Source organism: Pseudacidovorax intermedius, from assembly GCF_003350475.1.
Lineage (GTDB): Bacteria > Pseudomonadota > Gammaproteobacteria > Burkholderiales > Burkholderiaceae_C > Xenophilus > Xenophilus intermedius.
Map to the genome: position 1 here is coordinate 244,653 of NZ_QQAV01000006.1, position 22,407 is coordinate 267,059.

Here is a 22,407-nt window from a genome sequence, read left to right on the forward strand (position 1 = left end):
GCCCCCATCACTTGCGCATGGAGCGCGCACGCGACCGACGCAGCCGGACTCAAAGGTCCTGCAGCCCCATCGCCGGATCGCTCACCGACGGCGCGCCGGTCTCCACGCGGCCCGCGAAGCGGCGGTAGAAGCTCGCGTCGGCGCTGCTGGTGACCGCGAAGTCGTACCAGCGGCCGCTGCCGGCCAGGTCCCAGTGCTGCTCGGCGCTGGCACCCGCGGCCACCGTCGCCGTCCACGGCCCGTCGTTGCGGTAGGCCTTGGCGCGGATGGTGAAGCTGCACGCACCGCTGCCGCCGTTGAGCATCTTCAGATAGACGTTGCCGTTGGCCACGTCGTAGCACACGCGCAGCTCCGGGTTGGCCGAGCCGCCCGCCCGCAACGCGTTCAGGTCGCCCCGGAAGTGGCGGTGGTACCCGTTGGGGCCCAGAACCCACAGGTCGTACAGGCCGGCGTTGTCGGTGGCGGCGGCCCAGCTGTCCTCCAGCTGCTTGCCCGGCTCCACCATGTAGCGGCGCGGCAGGCGGTCGAGGTTGAGCTTGTCGTAGACATGGAACACAGCCGCCTGCTTGCCCGTGTTGCTGAAGATCAGCCGCACGGTGCCGGCCGATGCATCCACGCGCGCGCTGGTGTGCAGCTCGTAGGGCAGGGCGCGCGAGGGGCGCGTGCCGGTGGCCTGGCGCGGCAGCTGCTGCGTGGCGGGCGGCACGATCTGGGCCAGCGCCTGCTGCTGGGCGCGAAGCTGGTCCGCCTCGGCCTGGGTCTTGCGGCCGGCCAGCGTGGGCAGGGCCTCGTTGTTGGGATTCGCGAAGTTGAAGGCGCTGGTCAGGTCACCGCACACCGCACGGCGGTAGGCGCTGATGTTGGGCTCCGTCACGCCGAAGCGCTGCTCCAGGAAGCGCAGCACCGAGGTGTGGTCGAAGACCTGCGAGTTGACCCAGCCCCCACGGCTCCAGGGCGAGATCACGTACATGGGCACGCGGATGCCGGGGCCGTAGACCTTGCCATCGGGCACCGGCTGGCCGGGCGAGGCCACCGGATGGGTGAAGCGCTCGAAGGCGACGTCGGCCTCGGGCAGCGTGGTCTTGCCGGCAAAGGTTCCGTCGCCGTTCGGCGAGGGCGCCGAAGGCGACGGCATATGGTCGAAGTACCCGTCGTTCTCGTCGAAGTTCACGAAGAGCACGGTCTTGCTCCACACCTCGGGCACGGCGGTGAGCGCGTCCAGCACCTCCTGGATGTACCAGGCACCCTGCACCGGGCTCGACGGGCCGGGATGCTCGGAGTACGTGGCCGGCGCCACGATCCACGACACCTGCGGCAGCTTGCCGTTCTTGATGTCCTGCTTGAAGGTGCCCAGCAGGCCGCCGTCGGGCATGGTGTTGGCGATGCCCTTGTAGAGCGGGTTGCCGGCGTTGTCGCTGGCCGGGTCGTAGGCGGGCGAGGCGGCGTCATTGCTCACGGGCTTGCCCGAAGCCTCGTTGGCCTTGCGGTACTGCACGAAGCCGGCCAGCGGGTTGTCGGTGAAGTTGTCGGGCATGAACTGGTAGACCATCCAGCTCACCTTGGCCGCTTCCAGCCGCTCGGGGTAGGTCTTCCAGGTGTAGCCCTGGGTCGAGGGGCCGATGTCGTCCCACACGTTCACCACCGAGGCCACGTTGGCGCCGGTGGGGCCGTTGGTGCCGGTCCACAGGAACATGCGGTTGGAGTTGGTGCCCGTGTGCATCGCGCAGTGGTAGGCGTCGCAGATCGTGAAGGCATTGGCCAGCGCGAACTGGAAGGGCAGCTCCGCCTCCTTGTAGTAGCTCATGGAGGCCGTGTTCTTGTAGCGTGGCCACTGGTACATGCGCCCGCCGTCCCAGGCGTTCTGGCCGTCGGTCCAGGAGTGGGGCGTGCCGCTCACGCGCTGGGCGTTGCCCTTGCTGCCGTCCAGGTAGTAGGGCAGCACGGGCTTGCCGTTGGCATCGGACTGCTGCCACACGTTCAGGCCCTTGGGCAGCGGAATGGTGAAGCGGTCGCCGAAGCCGCGCACGCCCATCAGCGTGCCGAAGTAGTTGTCGAAGGAGCGGTTCTCCTGCATCAGGATGACCACGTGCTCGACGTCTCTGATGGTGCCGGTGACGTTGTTGGCCGGAATGGCGAGCGCCTTGCGGATGCTGGGCGGAAAGGCCGCCAGCGTGGCGGCGGCGATGCCCGAGGTGGCCGAGGCCTGGAGGAATTTGCGACGGGAGTTCATGGTGTGCGTGTCGTCGTGGTTCTGCGTGGGGCGGCGGGCTCAGGGTGCGCAGCGCATGTCGGGTGCCTTGCTGCCGTCGCCGGTGGCGGGCGGCGTGGTGCCGCTGTTGCCGGTGCCGGCACCCGGCGTGCTGCCGCCGACGGCGGGCACGAAGCCGCTGCCGCCACCGCTGCCGCCGCAGGCGGACAGGGCGGCGCAGGTGGCCAGCACGACGAGGCCGGTGCGCAGGGAGAGGAGGGTGTGGGACATGGTGGGTTGCTCGTGGTCGGGGATGGAAGGGAAGAGGTGGGGCGGACGGCTCAACGTTCGGCCAGGCCCATGGCCGGGTCGCTCACCGACGGCGCGCCGGTCTCGACGCGGCCGGCGAAGCGGCGATGGAAGCTGGGGTCGGTGCTGCTGCCGACCTCGAAGTCGTACCAGCGGCCGCTGCCGGCCAGGTCCCAGTGCTGCTCGGCGGTGGCGCCGGGTGCCAGGGTGGCGGTCCAGGGGCCGTCGTCGCGGTAGGCCCTGGCGCGGATCGTCAGCGTGCAGGCGGCGGTGCCGTCGTTGCGCATGCGCAGGTAGACGTTGCCGTTGGCCACGTCGTAGCAGACGCGCAGTTCCGGGCTGGCCGTACCCGCGGCGCGGCTGGCGTTCAGGTCGCCGCGGAAGTGGCGGTGATAACCGTTGGGGCCGAGCACCCACAGGTCGTACAGGCCCGCGTTGTCGGTGGCGGCGGCCCAGCTGTCGTCCAGCTGCCTGCCGGGCTCGACCATGTAGCGGCGCGGCACGCGGCCCAGGTTGAGCCGGTCGTAGACGTGGAACACCGCGCCCTGCTTGCCCGTGTTGCTGAAGATGAGGCGCACGGTGCCGGCAGCGGCATCCACGCGTGCGCTGGTGTGCAGCTCGTAGGGCAGGGCGCGCGAGGGTCGCGTGCCGGCGGCCTGGCGCGGCAGCTGCGGGTTGGCCGGCGGCACGATCTGCGCCAGCGCCTGCTGCTGCGTGCGCAACTGGTCGGCCTGGTCGCGCGACTTGCGGCCCGACAGCGTGGGCAGCGGCTCGCCATTGGGATTGACGAAGTTGAAGGCGCTGGTCAGGTCGCCGCAGACGGCGCGGCGGAAGGGGCCGATGTTGGGTTCCGCGACGCCGAAGCGCTGTTCCAGGAAGCGCAGCACCGAGGTGTGGTCGAAGACCTGCGAGTTGACCCAGCCGCCGCGGCTCCAGGGCGAGATCACGTACATGGGCACGCGCGGGCCGGGGCCGTACACGCGGCCGTCGGGCTTGGGCTGGCCGGTGCTGCCGTCGGGCGCGGCATGGGTGAAGTACTCGGCGGCGAGCGCCGAGTCGGGCAGCGTGGTCTTGCCGGCGTAGCTGCCGTCGCCATTGGGCGAGGGCGCCGACGGCGAGGGCACATGGTCGAAGTAGCCGTCGTTCTCGTCGAAGTTCACCAGCAGCACCGTCTTGCTCCAGACCTCGGGCACGGCGGTGAGCGCGTCCAGGATCTCCTGGATGAACCAGGCGCCCTGCACCGGGCTCGACGGGCCGGGGTGCTCGCAGTAGATGGAGGGCGCGTTGATCCACGAGACCTGCGGCAGCCGGCCCTCGCGCACGTCGCGGCGGAAGGCGTCGAGGTAGTCCTCGGGCTTGCTGCCCGGCAGCGTGTTGGCGATGCCCTTGTAGAGCGGGTTGCCGGCGTTGTCGGTGGCCGGGTCGTAGGCGCGGTAGGGCGTGGCCTGGCCGCTGTTGGAGTAGGGCTGGTTGGGCGCGCCGCCGCTGCTCACGGGGTAGGGCGAGGCCAGGTTGGCCCGGCGGAACTGGCGGAAGGCGCCCAGCATGTTGTCGCCCCATTCGTCGGGCATGTTCTGGTACGAGATCCAGCTGACCTTGGCATCCTCCAGCCGCTCGGCATAGGTCTTCCAGGTGTAGCCGGTGGTGACGGCCGAAGCCCGGCCGTCGAGCCAGTCCCACTCGTTGCGCACGAAGGCCACGTTCTGGGCCGTCGGGCCGTTGGTGCCGGTGAGGTGGAAGGAGCGGTTGGCGTCCGTGCCCGTGTGCATCGCGCAGTGGTAGGCGTCGCACAGCGTGAAGGCGTTGGCCAGCGCGAACTGGAAGGGCACCTCGGCTTCCTGGTGGTAGCCCATGGCCTTGGTGGTCTTGTAGCGCGGCCATTGCGCCAGGCGGCCGTTGTCCCAGGCCTTCTGGCTGTCGTCCCAGTCGTGGGGCGTGCCGCCGTCGCGCTGGGCGTTGCCCTTGCTGCTGTCCAGGTGGAAGGGCAGGATGACCTTGCCGTTGCCGTCGCTCTGCTGCCAGACGTTGAGGCCGCCGGGCAGCGGCACGGTGAAGCGGTCGCCAAAGCCGCGCACGCCCGGCAGCGTGCCGAAGTAGTGGTCGAAGGAGCGGTTCTCCTGCATCAGGATGACCACGTGCTCGACGTCCTTGATGGTGCCGGTGACGTTGTTGGCCGGAATGGCCAGCGCACGGCGGATGCTGGGCGGAAAGGCGGCCAGGGCGGCGGCAGCACCGGCCGTGGTGGCCGAGGCGCGCAGGAAGTTGCGGCGGGTGTTCATGAGGGCGGCTCCTTCAGCGCGGCAGGGTGGACAGCGGCTGCGCCGCCTTGAACATGCTGGCGATCTCGTCGGCCGTGAGGGCCCGGCGCCAGATGGCGAAGTCGTCGAAGTCCATGGCGCCGCGGGGCGAGCTGGTCTCGCGCTGGTAGTACAGGCCGGTGCCGTCCTCGTTGAGGCCGATGCCGTTCTTGAGGCCGCCGAGCTGGGCGACCAGGGTGCTGGTGAGCGTGGCGCTGCCGGTCTGCGTGCCCAGGGCCGGGTCGAGCACGTAGCCGGTCATCCTGAGGTTGGCCTTGTCGATGACCACCGCCACGTAGGCCCATTGGCCGGCGCTGAGCTTGTAGCCATTGCTGTCGGCGCGGCTGCCGCCGGCACCGACGTTGAAGCGGATCTCGCAGCCGCCGAACAGACCGATGGCCAGGCCCGCGTTGGCGCCGGTGGTGTAGTTCTTGTTGCCGATCACCGTGCCGCCGTTGCTCACGCCCTGGCTGCAGCTGGCGTCGGTGCGCAGCCAGAAGCCGAGGGTGTAGGCCGTCACGCTGTTGTCGGTGGCCACGTCGGTGCCCTGCAGCAGGCGGTAGCCCGACATGCCGCTGGCGTTCTTGATGGTGCTGTCCACGCGCAGGGCCTTGCCCTTGTACGGCGCGACGAAGGGGTCGTCGCTCACCAGCGTGCCGGCAGCGGCGTCCGAGGCCCAGGGCGCCATCGTCGAGGCGCCGATCGCATCGGTGGGGGGCAGCGCATTGAGCGGGTAGTACGCGGCCAGGCCCTGCACCAGCGTGGTCGCGAGAAGCGCGGGCTTGACGTAGGCGATCTGCGCCTGCACGCCGGTGGCCGAGTCGCCGGCCACCACGGTGTAGCGGTAGGCATAGAGGCCGTCCGCGGCGGCCTGGATGTTGTCCGTGTAGCGGGTGCTGGCGGCGGGCAGGGTGGCGATCAGCGTGCCGTCGCGGTACACCTTCACCGGCACCTGCGTGTTGCCGGCCATCGTCCAGCCGAGCACCAGGCTGGCCTTGTCGGCCCCGGCCACGGCGCGCAGCTGGCGCACGGCGGTGCCGGCCTGCAGCGCGATGCCGTCGTAGCCGCGCTGCTCCAGTGCGGGCAGCATGCCCAGGTGCTGCAGCACGGTGGGCGCGAGGTCGGTGGCCGCCGCGGCCTGCAGCAGGGTGGCGATGTCGGCCGGCGGCGCATCGTTCACGGCCGGCAGCGAGGGCAGGGCCTTGTTGCTGGCGACGAAGCTGATCTTGTCGTCCAGCGACTGGCTGCCGGTGGTGCTGCCGAAGGCATCCAGGCCATGGTCGGCGGTCAGCAGCACGAGCCAGTCTTCCTTCGGGTCGTTGGCCTGGCGGCGGGCGATGGTGTCCAGCAGCTGCTGCACGGCGGCCGCCGTGGCGGTGACGCTGGCGCGGTAGCCGGCGCTGCCCAGGCCGTCGGTGGCGGCGCGGGCGGGCGCGCCGTACTCGGCCACCGTGAGGTCGATGCCGGCCTCGATGAGCTGGCGCGTGCGGGTGGTGACGCAGCCGTCATCGCCGTTGCAGTCCACGCGCCGGTCGATGGCGGCCGCCACGGCGGGGTCGGCGCTCAGGCTGGCGGCGACCGTGCTGCTGGTGACCACGCCGCTCTGCAGGGCGAAGGGCTGCGTGCGCTGGCGCAGCTGGGCCAGCAGCGTGGGCGTACGCGCGGTGTCGATGCGCTGGTCGGCGCTGTCGAAAGCGACGCCGTGACGCGCCCAGGTGCCGGTCAGCAGCGTGGCGAAGGCCGGGCCGGTGGTGGTGGGCTGGGCGCTGGGTGTGCCAGCGATGCCGCCCGTCCATGCGGGCGCGGCGCGCAGGCTGGTCAGCGCACCGGCCGCCTGCGCCTGGCGCAGTGCGGCGTAGGTCATGCCGTCGATCTGCACCAGCAGCACCTTCGGGCCGCTGCGGCCGGCATTGGTGCCGGGCGTGGCGGGCGGCGTGCTGCTGCCCGTGGTGGGCGGTGGGGTGGTGGTGCTGCTGCTGCCGGCAGCGGCGGCGATCAGGCCGATGTTGCTGCTGCCGCCACCCCCGCCGCAGGCGGCGAGCGAGAGGGCGGTGGCCAGGCCCAGGAGGCTCGCCTTCCAGGCGGGCGCGGGTCGACAGGACAGGTGCGTGCGTGGCATGCCGGTTCTTTCTTCGAACGGTCGAATGGACGCGCGGCCGTCCAAGGCCGGCGCGTGTGTTTTCCCCCATCTGCCGTGGCCTGCCTCATGCCTGCGGAAGCAGGAGGTAATTCACAACAAATGACTCAAATGCACAATTTGCCAACAGTCCGTGTCAGTGCCGTGAATTGAGGCCCAGTCTCCGTTGCGATCTCCGCAGCCCGTTCGGGCTGAGCCCGTCGAAGCCGGGGCACGGCGCTTCGACAGGCTCAGCGCGAACGGAGGAAGGAAGCGCAGCGCCGACGGTGGGAAGGAAGCTCAGCGCGAACGGCTTCAACTGGCACCGTCGCAGGCCATGCCCGCCGGCTCGCACAGGGCCGGTTCAGGTGCACGCCGCTACGATGCCGGCGCGGCCTCCCGCCGTGCCGGCCGCGACGGCGCTGGCGCCGTGCGGCACCCGCTTCCCCGATCCTTCTGCTGCGACCTTCATGCTTCAACAAGCGCGCATCCACCGAATCCGCACCCTGCTCGGCACCCAGGGCGCCGTGAGCACCGACCGCCTGGTGCAGGAGCTGGGCGTGTCGCGCGAGACGGTGCGGCGCGACCTGCAGACGCTGGAGGCCGAAGGCGCGCTGCGCCGTGTGCATGGCGGCGGCGTGGGGGTGGAAGAGGCCGGCCGCGAGGCGCCGCTGGCCGTGCGCCAGGCCACGCGGGCACGGGAGAAGAAGGCCATCGCCCGGGCCGCCGTCCGCCTGCTGCGGCCGGGTCAGACGCTGCTGGTCGATGCCGGCACCACCACCGCGCTGCTGGCGCAGGAGCTGGCCGGCCTGAGCGGCCTGACCATCGTGACCAATGGGCTGGAAGTGGCGCGGCACCTCACGCGCGACGAAAAGAGCCGCCGCGCCAACGAGGTGATCCTGCTGGGCGGCCAGCTGTTGACCGAGGTGCCCGCCACCTGCGGCGCACAGACGGTGGCGGAGATCCAGCGTTACCGTGCCGATGTGACGCTGCTATCGCCCGTCGGCATCTGCGCCGAGCATGGCGCCAGCAGCTTCGAGCGGCCCGAGGCCGAGGTGGCGCGTGCCATGGTGGCGGCCGCGCGCCGCTGCATCGTGCTGGCCGACCACAGCAAGATCGGCCAGCGCAGCCGCATCGCCTATGCGCCGATCGGCAGCGTGCACACGCTGGTCACCGATGCACGTGCGCGACAGCGCGCGGGCATGGCCGCGCTGATGGCGTCGAGCTGCGAGGTGGTGTTCGCCTGAACCCGGCAAGAGCTACTGGCGCCAAGGTCCGTCTTCCACGGCGCTTCAGGCGAGACGTCCGGATTCAGACCGGCCGCGGCTGACGGCGCCAGCCGCCTTCCAGCAAAGAGAACAAGGCCATGCCCGCCACCATCGCCGCCACGAAGAGCCAGGCTTCGCGGTAGCCCGCGGCGGCGCTCACCAGCGCTGGCCCGGGACAGAAGCCCGCCAGGCCCCAGCCAGCGCCGAAGACGAGACTGCCCAGCACCAGCCGGCGGTCGATGTGCGTGGCCTTGGGCAGTTGCATGGCCGCGCCCAGCAGGCCATGGCTGCGTCGGCGCGCCAGTGCGAAGGCGGGCGCCGCCACGGCGATGGCGCCCCCCATCACGAAGGCGAGCGACGGGTCCCAGGTGCCGGCCAGGTCCAGGAAGCCCAGCACCTTGGCCGGGTCGGCCATGCCGGAGAGCAGCAGGCCGAGGCCGAAGACGAGGCCGGAGAGAAAGGCGGTCAATGCAGGCATGGCGGGTTCATCCGATCAGGTGGCGAAGAAGGAAGACCGTGGCGAAGCCAGCGGCCATGAAGGCGAGCGTGGCGGCCAGCGAGCGCACCGAGCCGCGCGAGAGCCCGCACACGCCATGGCCGCTGGTGCAGCCGCTCGCGTAGCGCGTGCCGATGCCCACCAGCAGGCCTGCCACGATCAGCAGGCCGGAGCTGGCCGCGATGTGCGCGGCCGGCAGGGCGCCGCCGATCTGCCACACCATCGGCGCGGCCAGCAGCCCGACGAGGAAGGCCAGCCGCCAGGGCCGCTCGCCCGCGGGGCTGCGGCCGACCAGCGTGCCCAGGATGCCGCTGATGCCGGCGATGCGGCCGTTGGCCAGCACCAGCAGTGCAGCGGAGAGGCCGATGAGGGCGCCGCCGGCGAGCGAGCGCCAGGGCGTGAAGTGGAGCCAGTCGAGGGTCATGGGAAGGTTCCTGGATCAGAAGGGAAAAGGGCTTCACTGCGGCGCACAGAAGCTGGCATGCAGGGCCTGCATCAGCCGCAGCACCTCGGTGCTGGCCAGTGCGTAGTAGATGAACTTGCCCTCGCGCCGCGTCTGCACCAGGCCTTCCTCTCGCAGCACGCCCAGCTGCTGCGAAAGGCTGGGCTGCACGATGCCGGTGGCGGCCTGCAGCTCGCCGACGTTGCGCTCGCCTTCGGCCAGCATGCACAGCAGCAGCAGCCGGTCTTCGTTGGCCATGGCCTTGAGCAGGGCACAGGCGCGCCCGGCAGAGGCGCGCAACTGGGCCAGTGCCTCGGGGCCGGGCATGGCGTCGTGATGCAGATCGGTGGAGGAGGACGTGGTGGCGGCGGGCATGTCCAACAGTTTATTGAAAAACAAACTATCTTTCAATAAACTGTTGTCCAGTCCTTTCCGCATCCCGTGCTTTCCAGGAGCCACCGATGACCGACCAGCCTGTCTCCGCCCGCGTCCAGCCCTTCTTCGACCCGGCCACCTTCACCATCAGCTACGTGCTCTTCGAGCGCGAGGGTGGGGCCTGTGCCATCGTCGATTCGGTGCTGGACTACGACCCCAAGTCCGGCCGCACGGCCACGTATTCGGCCGACCGCCTGATCGACTTCGTGCGTGCGCACGACCTCTCGGTGCAGTGGCTGCTGGAGACGCATGCGCATGCCGATCACCTCTCGGCCGCGCCCTATCTGCAGAGGGCGCTGGGCGGCACCATCGCCATCGGCTCGGCCATTCGTACGGTGCAGGGCGTGTTCAAGAAGGTGTTCAACCTGGAGCCGGGTTTCGCGCTCGACGGCTCGCAGTTCGGCCACCTGTTCGAGCCCGACGAGCTCTTCCACGTCGGTGCGTTGCGGCTGCGCGCCATGCATGTGCCCGGTCACACGCCGGCCGACATGGCCTATGTGCTGGAGGACGAAGCCGGCACCGCGCAGCTCGCCTTCGTGGGCGACACGCTCTTCATGCCCGACGTGGGCAGCGCGCGCTGCGACTTCCCCGGCGGCGATGCGCACCAGCTCTACCGCTCGGTGGAACGCCTGCTGGCGCTGCCGCCGGCCACGCGCCTCTTCATGTGCCACGACTACCCGCCCGAGGGCCGCGCGCCGGCCTGGGAGACCACGGTGGCCGAGCAGCGCCGCGCCAACATCCACCTGCACGCGGGCGTGGACGAGGCCGGCTTCGTCGCCATGCGGCAGGCGCGCGACGCCACGCTGGCCATGCCGGTGCTGATCCTGCCGGCCATCCAGGTCAACATCCGTGCCGGGGCGCTGCCGCCGGCCGAGGCCAACGGCGTGCGCTACCTCAAGATTCCGGTGGACGTGCTGTAGCCGCCGGGTGGTCGCGGCCTTCGGCAGTGTCGTCCGCCGAGGCCGGCCGCCCGCGGCGCAGCAGCCGCTTGACCCACTGCTCCAGGTCGTCCACGTAGGTGAAGGTGGCCGGAATCACCAGCAGGCTCAGCACCGTGGACGTGACCAGCCCGCCGATCACCGCCACCGCCATCGGCGAGCGGAAGCTCATGTCCGCCTCGCCCCAGGCCAGCGCGATGGGCATCATGCCGGCGCCCATGGCGAGCGTGGTCATGATGATCGGCCGGGCCCGCTTGTGGCAGGCATCGAGCAGCGCGTCCCAGCGGCTCATCCCATGGTCGCGCCGGGCCACGATGGCGTACTCCACCAGCAGGATCGAGTTCTTCGTCGCGATGCCCATCAGCATCACCAGCCCGATCAGCGAGGGCATCGAGAAGCTCTTGCCCGCCAGCAGCAGCGCCACGAAGGCACCGCCCAGCGACAGCGGCAGCGCCGCCAGGATGGTGGCCGGCTGCAGGAAGTCCTTGAACAGCAGCACCAGCACGATGTAGATGCACAGCACGCCGGTCAGCATGGCCAGGCCGAAGCTGCTGAACAGCTCGCCCATCATCTCGGCGTCGCCGACGTCGATGGTGCGCACGTTGGGCGGCAGGTTCCGGATGGCCGGCAGGGCGCGGATGGCCTCGGCCACCTCGCCCAGGCCGCGCTCGCCCAGCTCGATCTCGAAGTTGACGTTGCGGGCGCGGTCGTAGCGGCTGATGACGGCCGGTCCGCCCGCGGGCTCCAGCGTGGCGACTTCGCCCAGGCGCACCGGGCCGCGGGCGCCGGGCACCGTCAGCCGTTCCAGCGTCGACAGGTTCTCGCGCGCGCTGTCGTCCAGCCGAACCACGATCGGCACCTGCCGCTGCGCCAGGTTGAGCTTGGGCAGGTACTGCTCGTAGTCGCCCACCGTGGCCACGCGCAGCGTCTCGGCAATGTCGCTGCTGGTCACGCCCAGGTCGGCGGCGCCGGCGAAGTCGGGCCGCACCGCGATCTCGGGCCGCACCAGGCTGGCGTTGGAGCTGACGTTGCCCACGCCGGGAATCGTGCGCAGGTCGCGCTCCACATCGCGCGAGGCGGTGGCCAGGGCCTGCGGGTCCTCGCTGGAGAGCGCCAGGATGTATTTGTCGTTGGAGCCGCCCAGGCCCACCTTGACGCGCACGCCCGGCACCTCGGCCATCACCTGCCGCAACTCGCGCTCGATCACCTGCTTCACCGGCCGCTCGCCGCGCGGCGCGAGGCGCAGCGTCAGGGTGGCCTTGCGCGGATCGCTGCCTGCGCCGCCGGACATCGGGTCGGCGCCCGCCGCTCCGCCGCCGATGGCCACGTAGATGCTTTCGATGTGACCGACCTTGCGGATGCGCTCGCTGGCCGCCTCGACCGCGCGGCGCGTGTCCGCCAGCTTGCTGCCGGGCGGCAACTCCAGCGTGACCTGCGTCTGCACGTTGTTGTCCGGCGGGATGAAGCCCGAGGGCAGCAGCGGGATCAGTGCCAGCGAGCCGACGAAGAACACCAGCGCGCCCAGCAGCGTGAGCCCGCGGTGGCGCAGGCACCAGGCCGAGGCGCGCATGTAGCTGCGCATCCAGCCCGGCTCCTTGTCGTGGCCCACCAGCGGCTTGAGGATGTAGGCAGCCATCATGGGCGTGAGCAGCCGCGCCACCACCAGCGAGGCGAACACCGCCAGCGCTGCCGTCCAGCCGAACTGCTTGAAGAAGCGGCCCGGAATGCCGCTCATGAAGGCCGTCGGCAGAAACACCGCGATCAGCGTGAAGGTGGTGGCGATCACCGCCAGGCCGATCTCGTCGGCCGCCTCCATCGCCGCCTGGTACGGGCTCTTGCCCATGCGCAGGTGGCGCACGATGTTCTCGACCTCCACGATGGCGTCGTCCACCAATATGCCCACCACCAGCGACAGCGCCAGCAGCGTGATGATATTGATCGAGAAGCCCAGCAGGTGCATGCCGATGAAGGCCGGGATGACCGACAGCGGCAGCGCCACCGCCGAGACGATGGTCGCCCGCCAGTCGCGCAGGAAGAGCCACACCACCACCACCGCCAGCAGCGCGCCTTCGTAGAGCAGCCGCATGGAGCTGTCGTACTCGCCCTTGGCGATGTCCACGAAGTCGAAGGTGCGCTGCAGCGTGAGGTGCGGATAGTCGGCCTTGAGCTTGTCCAGCGCCTTCTCCACGCCGTCGCCCACTTCCACCTCGCTGGCGCCGCGGCTGCGCGAGATCTCGAAGCCGATCACCGGCTTGCCGTCCAGCAGGGCCAGGGCTCGCGGCTCGGCCACGGTGTCGGTGACCGTGGCCACCTCGTCCACGCGCGCATGGCGTCCGTTGCCCAGCGGGATCTGCATGGCCGCCACCTCGGCGGCGGTCTTGGCGGTGGCCAGGGTGCGCAGCGGCTGCTCGGCGCCGCCCAGCTCGGCCCGGCCGCCGGCGCTTTCCATCTGCACCTGGCGCAGCGTGCGGGAGACCGTCGCGGCCGTGATGCCCAGCGCCTGCATGCGCGCCGGATCGAGCGCGACGCGCACCTCGCGCGTGACGCCGCCCACGCGGGTGATGGCACCCACGCCCGGCACCGCCAGCATGCGGCGCGACAGCGTGTCGTCGACGAACCACGACAGCTGCTCGTCGTCCCAGTTGTCGGAGGCGATGGCGTAGGCCTGCACCGGCTGGGAGGACAGCTCCAGCTTGGCCACGATGGGATCGCGCAGATCGGCCGGCAGGTCGGCGCGCACGCGGCTCACGGCCGAGCGGACGTCGTCCACGGCTTCCTGCACGGGCTTTTCCAGCTCGAATTCGGTGGCGATGGTGGCCTGCCCATCGACCAGGGTGGAGGTGATGTGCTTGACGCCCTGGATGGTGGCGATCGAGTTCTCGATCTTGCGCGCCACATCGCTTTCGAGCTGCCCCGGCGCGGCGCCGGGCAGGGCGGCGGTGACCACCACCACCGGCAGGTCCATGTCCGGGAAGTTCTGCACCTTCATGGACTTGAAGGACAGCAGCCCTGCCAGCGTCAGCAGGACGAAGAGCATCGCCGCCGGAATGGGGTTGCGGATCGACCAGGCGGAAAGGTTCATGCGCTTTGGCTCCTGCGTCACTGCTTGGGCGCCGGCGCGGCCGCTGCCGGCGTGGGCTGCCCCTGCCCCTGCACCTGCACCACGTCGCCGTCGTTGAGGAAGGCGGCGCCGCGCTCGACCAGCTTCATCTCCGGCTTCACGCCCTCGGCGATGGCGATGCGGTCGCCCGCGCGCTGGCCGGTCGTCACGCGGCGCATGGCCACCTTGCCGTCGGCGGCCACCTCGAACACGCTGGCGAAGCCGTCGCGCACCACCACGGCCGACTGCGGCACGGTGAGCTGCTGGATGCGGCCGAGCATGAACTCACCCCGTGCATACATGCCGGCGCGCACGTCGCCGTTGCCCGGCAGGTCGACGTAGACCAGCGCATTGCGCGTCTGCGGATCGACCGTGGGCGCCAGGGCGCGCACCGTGCCTTCGACGGTGACGCCGCTGGCGGCCGTCACGCGGGCCTTCTGGCCCACGCGCACCTTCGGCAGCTCGTTGGAGGCGACCTCGGCCCGCCATTCGAGCCGGCCGAGGCGCACCAGGCGGAACAGCTCGGCGCCCGAGCCCACCACCGCGCCCACGGTGGCCGTGCGCGAGGAGATGACGCCGTCGTCCGGCGCCAGCACCTGCGTGTTGCGTTGGCGCACCTGCTGCGCCTGCAGCGCGGCGCGGGCGGCCTCGACGCGGGCCTTGGCGGTCTGGCCGGTGGTGAGGTACTGATTGATCTGGGCCTGGCTCAGCGCGCCGGTGGCCGACAGCGTGCGGGCACGCTCGGCATTGGCGGCGGCATCGGCCGCGGCGGCCTCGGCCTCGGCCAGGCTGGCGCGGGCCTGGGCCACCTCGGCCTGCACCGTGTCGCCCGAGAAGGTGGCCAGCACCTGGCCCTTCTTCACCACGTCGCCCACGTTCACCCGCACGTCGGCCAGACGCAGTCCGGCGGATTCGGAGCCGATGATGGCTTCCTGCCAGGCGGCGATGTTGCCGTTGGCCGGCAGACCGGCCACCAGCTCGGCGGGCTGCGGCTGCACCACGGTGACGGTGAGGGCAGGGCGGGCGGTGGCGGCGGGCTTGTCGGCCTTCTTCGCCTCGCCTTCCGCGGACTTGCCGCGAAGCAGGAAGAAGGCGGCCACGGCCACGAGGGCCACGACCAGGATCGCGATGAGGAGCGGGCGTCGGGAGCGTTGCATGGTGATCTTTCCGGGCGCGGGGCGGGATTCAGGGGTGCGGCGTGGCGGTGGCGCCGGTCGTGGTCGGGATGGCCGTCGGAGCGGCCTTGGCTTCTGGGGCGGCGACGGCGGCGTTCGACCTGCCGGCAGCGGTGGCCAAAGCGGTGGCTGCGGTGTCGGCATCGGGCCGTTGCCAGCCGCCGCCCACCGCGCGGTACAGCGCGACCCAGGCTTCGTTGCTCTCGCGCTGCAGCGAGACGCGCGCCGTCTGCGCGGCGAACAGGGTGCGGCGCGCATCCTCCAGCTCGAACAGGCTGGCCAGACCCGTCTGGTAGCGCGACTGGGCCGCGTCCAGCGCGGCCTGGTAGCCGCGGACGGCGGTGTCGGCATCGGCGGCGCGCTGGCGGGTGCTGTCGAGGTTGGTCAACGCCTCTTCGACTTCGCGCACGGCCTGCCGCACGCTGGCGCGGTACTGCACCACGGCCTCCTCGTAGCGGGCGCGCGCCGACTCGGCATTGGCGGCCGACACGCCGCCGTCGAACAGCGGCACGGACAGCGCCACGGGGCCCACGCTCCAGGTGTCGACCGAGGCGCGGAAGCCCTGGGTGCGCAGCTGCAGCCGGCCCACGCTGCCGCTGAGCGTCAGGCGCGGATAGCGCTGCGCCTGGGCCGCGCCGGCCTCGGCGCTGGCGGCGGCCACGGCGCGCTCGGCCGCAAAGAGGTCGGGGCGCTGCAACAGGGTCTGGGCCGGCACGGCGTCCACGGCCGGGGGCGTGGGCAGGGCGGTGATGGCGGACTGGGCATCGAGACGCCGGTCGAGATCTTCCGCTGGCAGGCCGGTCAGTGCGACCAGTCCGTGGCGCAGCACGCGGCACTGGGCACGCTGCTGCGTGAGCCGGGCCGAGGCATCGGCCGCGCTGGCGCGGGCCAGGGCCGCATCGGCCGGCGCGGTGAATCCGGCATCGGCGGACAAGCCGGTGAGGCGGGCGGTCTCGCTGCGCGAGCGCGTGTCAGCCTCGGCCACGGCCAGCTGGCGGGCGCAGGCGCGTTCGGCGAAGTAGGCATTGGCCGTCTCGGCCGCCACGGCGATGCGGGCATCGTGCCAGCGGGCCTCGCCGGCATCCAGGCGGGCGATGGCCGCGTCGCGGCTGGCGCGCAGGCCGCCGAAAAGGTCGATCTCCCAACTGGGTTGCAGCGTGGCCTGCAGCACGGTCGCCGGTGGCACGCTGGTGCTGCTGGTGTTCGTCGTGGTGCTGGTACTTGTGCCGCTGAGCGGCGAGGCGCTGCGCGTGGCCGACAGGTTGCCGTCCAGCCGCGGCGCCAGGGCGGCGCCGGCCTGGGTACGGGCGCCGCGGGCCTCGGTCACGCGCGCGGCGGCGCTGGCGACGTTGGGGCTGGCAGCCTGGGCGGCCTCGATCAGGTCGGCCAGCAATGGGTCGCCGGCCTGGCGCCACCACTGCGTGAGGTCCGCCGTGGAGCCGTGGTGAGGCAGGGCGTCGGCGGGCACCGGGCTGCGCCATTGGGCTGGGGCGGGCGCCTGCACGGCGGCGGGCGGGCGGGTCACGCCGCAGGCGGCCAGGGCCAGCGCGAGCGGCAGGGTGGCCAGCAGGCGGCCAGGCACTGGACGACGCGGTGCGGTTGTCGGTGTCATGCGGAAGGTTCCTCGGAAGCGTCGGCCGCGCGGCGGCTGCGTTCGTCCGCCACCATGGCCAGGGCCAGGCCGGTCAGTCGTTCGGCCCACTGGTCCACGGCGCGGGCGGTGCGCAGCAGGCCGGGGCGGATGATGTCGATGAAGTCGCGCGTCACATAGGGTTGCATGGCCAGGCCGGTGATGGCGAAGGCCAGCCTGTGGACGTCGTCGTCCACCCGGGCATCCAGGTGGCGGGCCAGCAGCCGCACCATGGCCTGGTGGGGGGCTTTGATGTCGCGCTCGACCTCGGTGGCCCACTGGCTGCTGGGCTCCAGCATCTCGCGCAGGTGCAGCCGCATGCACTGGCGCACCGGCTCGCCCAGTTTGAGTGGCGCCAGGTATGCGCCCATGAACACGGCCAGCGCCTCGCCGAGCGACAGGCCGGGCGCGGACCACCGGGCCGTGGTCTCTTCGGCCGTGCCGCCCAGGGGTTCGGTGAAGCAGGCGGCATACAGCCCGGCCTTGTCGCCGAAGTAGTAGCTGATGGCGCCGATGTTCATGTCGGCGGCCGCGGCGATGGCGCGCGTGGAGGTCTTGGCGAAGCCCTGGTCGGCGAACAGGGCGAGCGCGGCCAGCAGCAGGCGCTGGCGGGCCTCGGCCCCGTCGCCCCGGGCTGCCTTGGCGGGAACTGGGATGGGCATGGCGCTGTGATTGAAACACAGAATCAATCGATTGATTAAATCTTGGACGCCAGAAGGGTACGCAGGCAGGCAGCGCGTCGAAAGGCCCGCCCTGAAAAGACGCGCCAGTGCACCAGCCCTGAGCCGGCATCCACGCCGATGTGGGCCTTCATGCCGAAGTGCCACGGGTTGCCCTTCTTGCTCTGATGCATCTTGGCATGCGGCCTCCGGCACTGGCGCGATGTGCACAAAGACTGACGCCAGCGGCCCTGGTTAGGACCCCCTCCCGCTGCAAACAATTCACCGCACAACGGAGTCTGCCGGCCACCGAGGCGGGCCATCAACGCGCAGACAGGATGAACGGCGGACCAGCGCAGATCCTGCGTGCCGGGACAACAACATCAACAGGAGACAGAGTGATGAATGAGAGAACTGCGCGGCGCGCCACGCTGCGCTGGCTGACGGCCGCACTGGTAGCAACACTGGCCGCGTGCGGCGGCAGCGGTGGTGGCAATGGTGCGGTGTGGACTCCGGTCCAGAACTCGACGCCCGCAGATCCAGGCCAGATCCCGATGCCGTTGGCGGCCATCCAGATCAGGACCACATCCAACCGGGCCGACCTCGTCAGTGGCGGTGATGTGACCCTCGAAGTCGTGCTGCCGTCCGGTGCACAAGCCTCGACCCTGAAGGTCGCCGTGGGCGGCCGCGATGTCAGCGATGCCTTCGCTACAGCGGCGGACGGTCGGATCACGGGCTACGTGAGCGGCCTGGTCGACGGTGAGAATGTGGTGTCTGCTTCGGCGTCCGGTGCGCGTGCCGCAAGCTTGGCGGTGACCAACCACCCCCGCGGCGGCCCGGTGCTGTCCGGACCACAGATCACGCCCTTCTTCTGCGCCACGCCGCAACCCCAGGCAGCCACCTCGAGCACGCCCGCGACGGCGCCGAGCGGACTTGGAACGGTGGCCGTCGACGCGCAATGCAACATCGCGACGGAGTTCAAGCTCTACTACAAGAGCACCGCCGCCAACTGCGCGCTTGGCTTGCCCGACCCGTTCCCCGCGGTGAACTTCGCAGCGACCACGCCGCCTGCCCTCCCGGCCCCCAACTCGAACAACTGCTTCAAGCCCTACGACCCGGCCGCACCCCGGCCCGGTGATCTTGCCACCACCACCACGGACGCCGGAGCGACCGTGCCTTTCATCGTCCGCGTCGAGCGCGGCACCCTCAACCGCGGCATCTACGACATCGCGACGCTGTTCGATCCGACCCGGGACTGGACCGCCCGGTCGCCGCAGCCGCAATGGAGCGGCAAGGTGTACTACCCCTTCGGTGCCGACACCGGACAGCCGCGCCGTCAGGTCCGGCCGGCGACCAACTGGCCGACGGGCGCCGACGTGATCGGACGCGGCTACCTGTGGGTTGCGAACAGCATGACGGACTCGGGGGCCAACTCGAATCGTCTGGTGATGGCCGAGACGGTGATGATGATGAAGGAGCACATCGCCGAGACCTACGGGCCGATCCGCTACACGATCGCGACGGGTTGCTCCGGCGGCGCGATCAACTCGAACGTGGCGAACTCATTGGCGCCCGGCCTGCTCGACGGCGTCATCGTCACCTGCACCTTCCCCGACCAGGAGACCACCGGCATCGAAGTCAGCGACTGCGCCTGGCTCGTCGAGGCCTATGCCAAGCCCGCCTGGTCCGCCCTCATGGCCGGACTGACGCCAGCGCAGATCGACGCCAGGAAGGGAGCCATCAACGGCCACCCCGACGCGTCCGCCTGCAACGCCTGGTTCAATGCGTTCGGCGGCGTGTCCAAGCCCGGCATCTATACGACGCGTTTCGTCGACGCCTCGGGCAACATCGCGACAGGCGCATCGACCAACAACTGCCAGTTGCCGGCATCCCTGGTGTACTCGCCGACGTCGAACCCGACGGGTGCGCGCTGCAGCGGCTGGGACTGGTCGGCATCCATCTTCGGCAAGACAGCGGATGGTTCGCGTGCTCTGATCACGCGGGACAACGAAGGCGTCCAGTACGGCCTGTCGGCTCTGTTGTCTGGGGCGATCAGCGCCGAGGAGTTCGTGACGATCAACGAGATCGTCGGCGGCAGCAACGGGGACTACGAAGCGCAGCCGGCCCGGTCGGTGGCCGACAGCGGTGCGCTCGGCATCGCCTATCGGTCCGGCCTCGTTGCGAGCGGACGCCAAATGGCGGGCACCGCGATGATCGACCTTCGGGGCTACGACGATTCGTCGATGCCCACGCCGGGCGGCGCATCCTCGGCGTATCCGGTGCACCACATCTGGCGAAGTTTCAGCATGCGCGAGCGGCTGGACAAGAGCCAGGGTGACCATGGCAACCACGTGATGTGGCGCTTCGGCCGCAACGGCCTGTCGCCTTCACCGGCTCTGCAGCGCGAGGCGCTGGACACCCTCGACGCCTGGCTCGCCGCCGTGGGCGCGGACACGGGCAGCGCGCCGCTGGCTGCGAAGGTGCGCTCGCATAAGCCTGCCGGCGCGAGTGATTTCTGCCTGCTCTCGTCCGACGCGACGCAGAGCACCCGCATCACCGATATGGCGGTGTGCGAGCAGGATCCGTTCCTGAAGCCGTCGCGGTCACCGCGGCAGGTGGCCGGCGGCCCGCTCGCCGAGGACATTCTGAAATGCGCACTCAAGCCGATGGACATCACCCGATACCACGGCCTGCTGACCGCGTCGCAGCAGGCGCGCCTCGCGGCAGTATTTCCCAACGGCGTGTGCGACTGGACCCGCCCCGGCATCGGGCAGCAGGACGCGATCAGCCCGGCATTCGTGTCGCGCGAGGGCTTGCGCGCATTGCCTCCCGCACCGGCTTCGAGGACGAACTGATGACCACGACCCTGCGCTACAGCAAATTCACCGACCCGGCGGGCGCGACGCTGGTCGATGCGCTCGCGGAACAGGCACGATTCCGCCCGGACGCTACCTGGCTGACCTTCATCGGCGGGGAGACGCTGAGCTTCGGCGCCGCCCATCGTGACGCGTTGCGCGTGGCGTCATTCCTGGCGGGGCATGGCGTGCGCCGTGGCGATTTCGTTGCGCTCGTCGCCGGAGGCCACGCCGACTTTGTTCGCGCCTGGCTCGGTCTCCAGTGCCTTGGCGCCGTGGCCGTGATTCTCAACACCGAACTGCGCGGTGCGTTCCTGCGTCACCCGCTTGAGGACAGTGGCGCTCGCCTCGCGATCGTCGACGGAGCCCTGGTCGGTGCGATCGAGGAAGCGATCGGACCGAGCCCGACGCTCGAACGTGTGCTGCACATCGGCGAGGCGGCGCCAGTCCCGGCCAGCTTGTCGCGGATCGACTGGGCCGGCTGGCGCGAGGCCGCCGTGGGCGATCATCCACCGCCCCGACCGAAGGACATTGCGTGCGTGATGTACACGTCGGGCACCACTGGCCCGAGCAAGGGCGTGCTGATGCCCCACGCGCACTGCGCGCTGTATGCCATCGGAGCTGTCGGCGCGCTGGAGATCGGCGACGACGACCGTTACTACGTCGTGCTCCCGCTGCACCATGCGAACGGCCTGCTGATGCAACTGGGCGCTGCGCTCGTCGCAGGCATCCCGGCGTTCGTGCGGGCACGGTTCTCCGCGGCCGCATGGCTGTCCGATATTCGGGAACACGCGGCCACCCTCACGAACTGCCTGGGTACGGTGGCCGCGTTCATCTGCGCGCAGCCGCCGACCTCTCAGGATCGGTCACACCGGCTGCGTGCCGTCGGCAACGCGCCAGCGATCCCGTCGCTCCATGCGGCGCTGCGGGAGCGCTTCGGCATCGCCGACGTCATCTCCGGCTACGGGATGACGGAGGCGAACATGCCAGTGTGGGGTCGGCTGGGGCAGGACGGCGGGGACGCGGCTGGCTGGACAACCCCGTATTTCGACTTGGTCATCGCCGACCCGGACACCGACCAGGAGCTGCCCGCGGGCCAGGTCGGCGAGATCCTGGTGCGACCCAAGGTCCCGTTCGGATTCATGACGGGGTATCACCGTCGGCATGATCAGACGGTCGATACGTGGCGCAACCTGTGGTTTCACTCCGGCGATGCCGGTGTCATCGACGAACACGGGCGGGTGCGATTCGTCGACCGGATCAAGGACTGCATCCGGCGGCGCGGCGAGAACATCGCGCCCAGCGAGATCGAGGCGGTGATGGCCGCCTTGCCCGGTGTGGCGGGCGTGGCTGCCTACGCGGTCGCGAGCCCGATCAGCGGTGGCGAGGACGAGGTAATGCTTGCGATCGTGCGCCAGCCCGGCCAAGTGCCAGACCTGAAGGCCCTGGGCGACGCCGCTGAGTCGCTGCTGCCGCGCTTCGCGCGGCCACGCTACCTGCGGCACGTTGACGCGCTTCCCGTCACCGCCACGGGCAAGGTGCAGCGCGCCGAACTGCGCCGACTCGGCACGGCGGGCGCGTTCGATCGCGGCGAGCCGGCCCGCAGGGAGAGAGCCGCGTGACGGCGGGTGGCAGCACATCGGGCGCCGCTGCGCCGCTGGCGGGCCGCGTCGCGCTCGTGACGGGTGCCGGACGGGGCATCGGTGCCGCTGTCGCCGAACGGCTGGCGGCCGCCGGGGCGCACGTCGTCGTCAACGACCTCGACGACGGTCCGCTCGGCGAGGTGCTGTCGCGCATCGGGGCCGCCTCCGGCTCTGCGCTCGGTTTCAATGGCAGCGTCACGGCGGCGAACTTCGCAGAGCAGGCGGTCGCGGCCTGCGTCGATGCGTTCGGCGGCCTCGACATCATCGTCAACAACGCCGGCTACACCTGGGACGGCCCGCTGCACAAGATGACGGACGAGCAGTGGTTGGCCATGTTGGACGTGCACCTCACGGCCCCGTTCCGGATACTGCGCGCTGCCTATCCGGTGCTGAAAGATCAGGCCCGGCGCGACAGTCAGATGGGGGTCGAGCGACGCCGCAAGGTGGTCAACGTGTCGTCGATCGTCGGCCTGGTCGGCAACGCTGGGCAGGCGAACTACGCCGCGGCCAAGGCCGGCGTGCAGTCGCTGACGCGAACGCTGGCCAAGGAATGGGGCCGGATCGGCGTGAACGTGAACTGCGTAGCCTTCGGCCACATCGAGACCCGATTGACCCAGCCGCTGACCGATGCGTCCGCCACGCTGCGGATCGATGGCCGCCACATCGCGGTGGGCGTCGGTCATGCGGTATTGGAGCAACTGCGCACCCAGATTCCACTCGGGCGGGCCGGCACCGCTGAAGAGGCGGCGGGTGCGGTCTGCATGTTCTGCGGGCCCGACAGCGACTACGTGTCCGGGCAGGTGATGGTGTGTGGCGGTGGCCTGGCAGCATTCTGAGCGGGTGGCGCGGCGTCGCT

16 protein-coding genes are annotated in these 22,407 nt (G+C 70.7%); 5 read left to right on the forward strand and 11 right to left on the reverse strand.

Going from position 1 to position 22,407, the window contains the following annotated elements; translation table 11 throughout:
* Positions 1 to 49 precede the first annotated feature (49 nt).
* The 4 genes from DFR41_RS16730 to DFR41_RS16745 are packed head-to-tail and all read right to left on the reverse strand — an operon-like array spanning position 50 to position 6,913.
* Complete coding sequence (locus DFR41_RS16730; protein WP_114803545.1) at positions 50 to 2,230, reverse strand: phosphocholine-specific phospholipase C; 2,181 nt, start codon at positions 2,228 to 2,230, stop codon at positions 50 to 52.
* A gap of 39 nt (positions 2,231 to 2,269) precedes the next feature.
* The gene (locus DFR41_RS16735) at positions 2,270 to 2,479 is read right to left on the reverse strand and encodes a hypothetical protein (RefSeq protein WP_114803546.1); all 210 of its coding nucleotides are present in this window, start codon (positions 2,477 to 2,479) and stop codon (positions 2,270 to 2,272) included.
* A 50-nt stretch (positions 2,480 to 2,529) separates the two neighbouring features.
* Complete coding sequence (locus tag DFR41_RS16740; RefSeq protein WP_114803547.1) at positions 2,530 to 4,776, reverse strand: phosphocholine-specific phospholipase C; 2,247 nt, start codon at positions 4,774 to 4,776, stop codon at positions 2,530 to 2,532.
* 13 nt (positions 4,777 to 4,789) lie between these two features.
* The gene (locus DFR41_RS16745; RefSeq protein ID WP_114803548.1) at positions 4,790 to 6,913 is read right to left on the reverse strand and encodes a LamG-like jellyroll fold domain-containing protein; all 2,124 of its coding nucleotides are present in this window, start codon (positions 6,911 to 6,913) and stop codon (positions 4,790 to 4,792) included.
* Positions 6,914 to 7,380: 467 nt separating this feature from the next.
* Here DFR41_RS16745 and DFR41_RS16750 point away from each other — a divergent pair, with 467 nt between their 5' ends.
* Positions 7,381 to 8,157: a DeoR/GlpR family DNA-binding transcription regulator gene (locus tag DFR41_RS16750; protein ID WP_114803616.1), complete on the forward strand. Its 777-nt coding sequence runs from the start codon at positions 7,381 to 7,383 to the stop codon at positions 8,155 to 8,157.
* A gap of 64 nt (positions 8,158 to 8,221) precedes the next feature.
* On the opposite strand, the gene DFR41_RS16755 is transcribed toward DFR41_RS16750, so the two are convergent.
* Genes DFR41_RS16755 through DFR41_RS16765 form a run of 3 tightly spaced genes read right to left on the reverse strand, consistent with a single transcriptional unit; the run spans position 8,222 to position 9,443 of the window.
* Positions 8,222 to 8,656: a YeeE/YedE family protein gene (locus DFR41_RS16755; protein WP_114803549.1), complete on the reverse strand. Its 435-nt coding sequence runs from the start codon at positions 8,654 to 8,656 to the stop codon at positions 8,222 to 8,224.
* Between the two features lie 7 nt (positions 8,657 to 8,663).
* On the reverse strand, positions 8,664 to 9,098 hold the full coding sequence (locus tag DFR41_RS16760; RefSeq protein WP_114803550.1) for a YeeE/YedE family protein: 435 nt from the start codon (positions 9,096 to 9,098) through the stop codon (positions 8,664 to 8,666).
* Positions 9,099 to 9,131: 33 nt separating this feature from the next.
* Complete coding sequence (locus tag DFR41_RS16765; protein ID WP_043113376.1) at positions 9,132 to 9,443, reverse strand: ArsR/SmtB family transcription factor; 312 nt, start codon at positions 9,441 to 9,443, stop codon at positions 9,132 to 9,134.
* 134 nt (positions 9,444 to 9,577) lie between these two features.
* Between DFR41_RS16765 and DFR41_RS16770 the strand changes: the two genes are divergently transcribed.
* A complete protein-coding gene (locus tag DFR41_RS16770) occupies positions 9,578 to 10,471 on the forward strand; it encodes an MBL fold metallo-hydrolase (RefSeq protein ID WP_114803551.1) in 894 nt (297 codons plus the stop codon).
* On the opposite strand, the gene DFR41_RS16775 is transcribed toward DFR41_RS16770, so the two are convergent.
* From DFR41_RS16775 to DFR41_RS16790, 4 genes are read right to left on the reverse strand one after another with little or no spacing between them, the layout of a single operon-like run.
* Positions 10,446 to 13,571 (reverse strand): efflux RND transporter permease subunit, encoded by a 3,126-nt coding sequence (locus tag DFR41_RS16775; protein WP_114803552.1) that lies wholly within the window; start codon positions 13,569 to 13,571, stop codon positions 10,446 to 10,448. The genes DFR41_RS16770 and DFR41_RS16775 overlap by 26 nt on opposite strands.
* Positions 13,572 to 13,588: 17 nt before the next feature.
* Positions 13,589 to 14,746: an efflux RND transporter periplasmic adaptor subunit gene (locus DFR41_RS16780; RefSeq protein WP_114803553.1), complete on the reverse strand. Its 1,158-nt coding sequence runs from the start codon at positions 14,744 to 14,746 to the stop codon at positions 13,589 to 13,591.
* 28 nt (positions 14,747 to 14,774) lie between these two features.
* Positions 14,775 to 16,376 (reverse strand): efflux transporter outer membrane subunit, encoded by a 1,602-nt coding sequence (locus DFR41_RS16785; protein ID WP_114803554.1) that lies wholly within the window; start codon positions 16,374 to 16,376, stop codon positions 14,775 to 14,777.
* Positions 16,373 to 17,056, reverse strand: coding sequence for a CerR family C-terminal domain-containing protein (locus tag DFR41_RS16790; protein ID WP_114803555.1), 684 nt, complete (start codon positions 17,054 to 17,056; stop codon positions 16,373 to 16,375). Before DFR41_RS16790 ends, DFR41_RS16785 begins: the two co-directional genes overlap by 4 nt.
* A gap of 398 nt (positions 17,057 to 17,454) precedes the next feature.
* Here DFR41_RS16790 and DFR41_RS16800 point away from each other — a divergent pair, with 398 nt between their 5' ends.
* Genes DFR41_RS16800 through DFR41_RS16810 form a run of 3 tightly spaced genes read left to right on the forward strand, consistent with a single transcriptional unit; the run spans position 17,455 to position 22,387 of the window.
* Positions 17,455 to 19,908, forward strand: coding sequence for a DUF6351 family protein (locus DFR41_RS16800; RefSeq protein ID WP_147284374.1), 2,454 nt, complete (start codon positions 17,455 to 17,457; stop codon positions 19,906 to 19,908).
* On the forward strand, positions 19,908 to 21,530 hold the full coding sequence (locus DFR41_RS16805; protein ID WP_114803558.1) for an AMP-binding protein: 1,623 nt from the start codon (positions 19,908 to 19,910) through the stop codon (positions 21,528 to 21,530). The genes DFR41_RS16800 and DFR41_RS16805 overlap by 1 nt, the downstream gene beginning before the upstream one ends.
* Entirely contained in the window at positions 21,527 to 22,387 is an 861-nt protein-coding gene (locus DFR41_RS16810) for an SDR family NAD(P)-dependent oxidoreductase (RefSeq protein WP_244917778.1), read from the forward strand. The genes DFR41_RS16805 and DFR41_RS16810 overlap by 4 nt, the downstream gene beginning before the upstream one ends.
* Positions 22,388 to 22,407: the final 20 nt, after the last annotated feature.

Bases quoted from the DNA above. Each gene is read 5' to 3' on its own strand.
- DFR41_RS16755 (WP_114803549.1), bottom strand. From the start codon at position 8,656: ATGCCTGCATTGACCGCCTTTCTCTCCGGCCTCGTCTTCGGCCTCGGC.
- DFR41_RS16800 (WP_147284374.1), top strand. From the start codon at position 17,455: ATGAATGAGAGAACTGCGCGGCGCGCCACGCTGCGCTGGCTGACGGCC.
- DFR41_RS16750 (WP_114803616.1), top strand. From the start codon at position 7,381: ATGCTTCAACAAGCGCGCATCCACCGAATCCGCACCCTGCTCGGCACC.
- DFR41_RS16775 (WP_114803552.1), bottom strand. From the start codon at position 13,571: ATGAACCTTTCCGCCTGGTCGATCCGCAACCCCATTCCGGCGGCGATG.
- DFR41_RS16735 (WP_114803546.1), bottom strand. From the start codon at position 2,479: ATGTCCCACACCCTCCTCTCCCTGCGCACCGGCCTCGTCGTGCTGGCC.
- DFR41_RS16780 (WP_114803553.1), bottom strand. From the start codon at position 14,746: ATGCAACGCTCCCGACGCCCGCTCCTCATCGCGATCCTGGTCGTGGCC.
- DFR41_RS16790 (WP_114803555.1), bottom strand. From the start codon at position 17,056: ATGCCCATCCCAGTTCCCGCCAAGGCAGCCCGGGGCGACGGGGCCGAG.
- DFR41_RS16785 (WP_114803554.1), bottom strand. From the start codon at position 16,376: ATGACACCGACAACCGCACCGCGTCGTCCAGTGCCTGGCCGCCTGCTG.
- DFR41_RS16730 (WP_114803545.1), bottom strand. From the start codon at position 2,230: ATGAACTCCCGTCGCAAATTCCTCCAGGCCTCGGCCACCTCGGGCATC.
- DFR41_RS16805 (WP_114803558.1), top strand. From the start codon at position 19,908: ATGACCACGACCCTGCGCTACAGCAAATTCACCGACCCGGCGGGCGCG.
- DFR41_RS16760 (WP_114803550.1), bottom strand. From the start codon at position 9,098: ATGACCCTCGACTGGCTCCACTTCACGCCCTGGCGCTCGCTCGCCGGC.
- DFR41_RS16770 (WP_114803551.1), top strand. From the start codon at position 9,578: ATGACCGACCAGCCTGTCTCCGCCCGCGTCCAGCCCTTCTTCGACCCG.
- DFR41_RS16745 (WP_114803548.1), bottom strand. From the start codon at position 6,913: ATGCCACGCACGCACCTGTCCTGTCGACCCGCGCCCGCCTGGAAGGCG.
- DFR41_RS16740 (WP_114803547.1), bottom strand. From the start codon at position 4,776: ATGAACACCCGCCGCAACTTCCTGCGCGCCTCGGCCACCACGGCCGGT.
- DFR41_RS16765 (WP_043113376.1), bottom strand. From the start codon at position 9,443: ATGCCCGGCCCCGAGGCACTGGCCCAGTTGCGCGCCTCTGCCGGGCGC.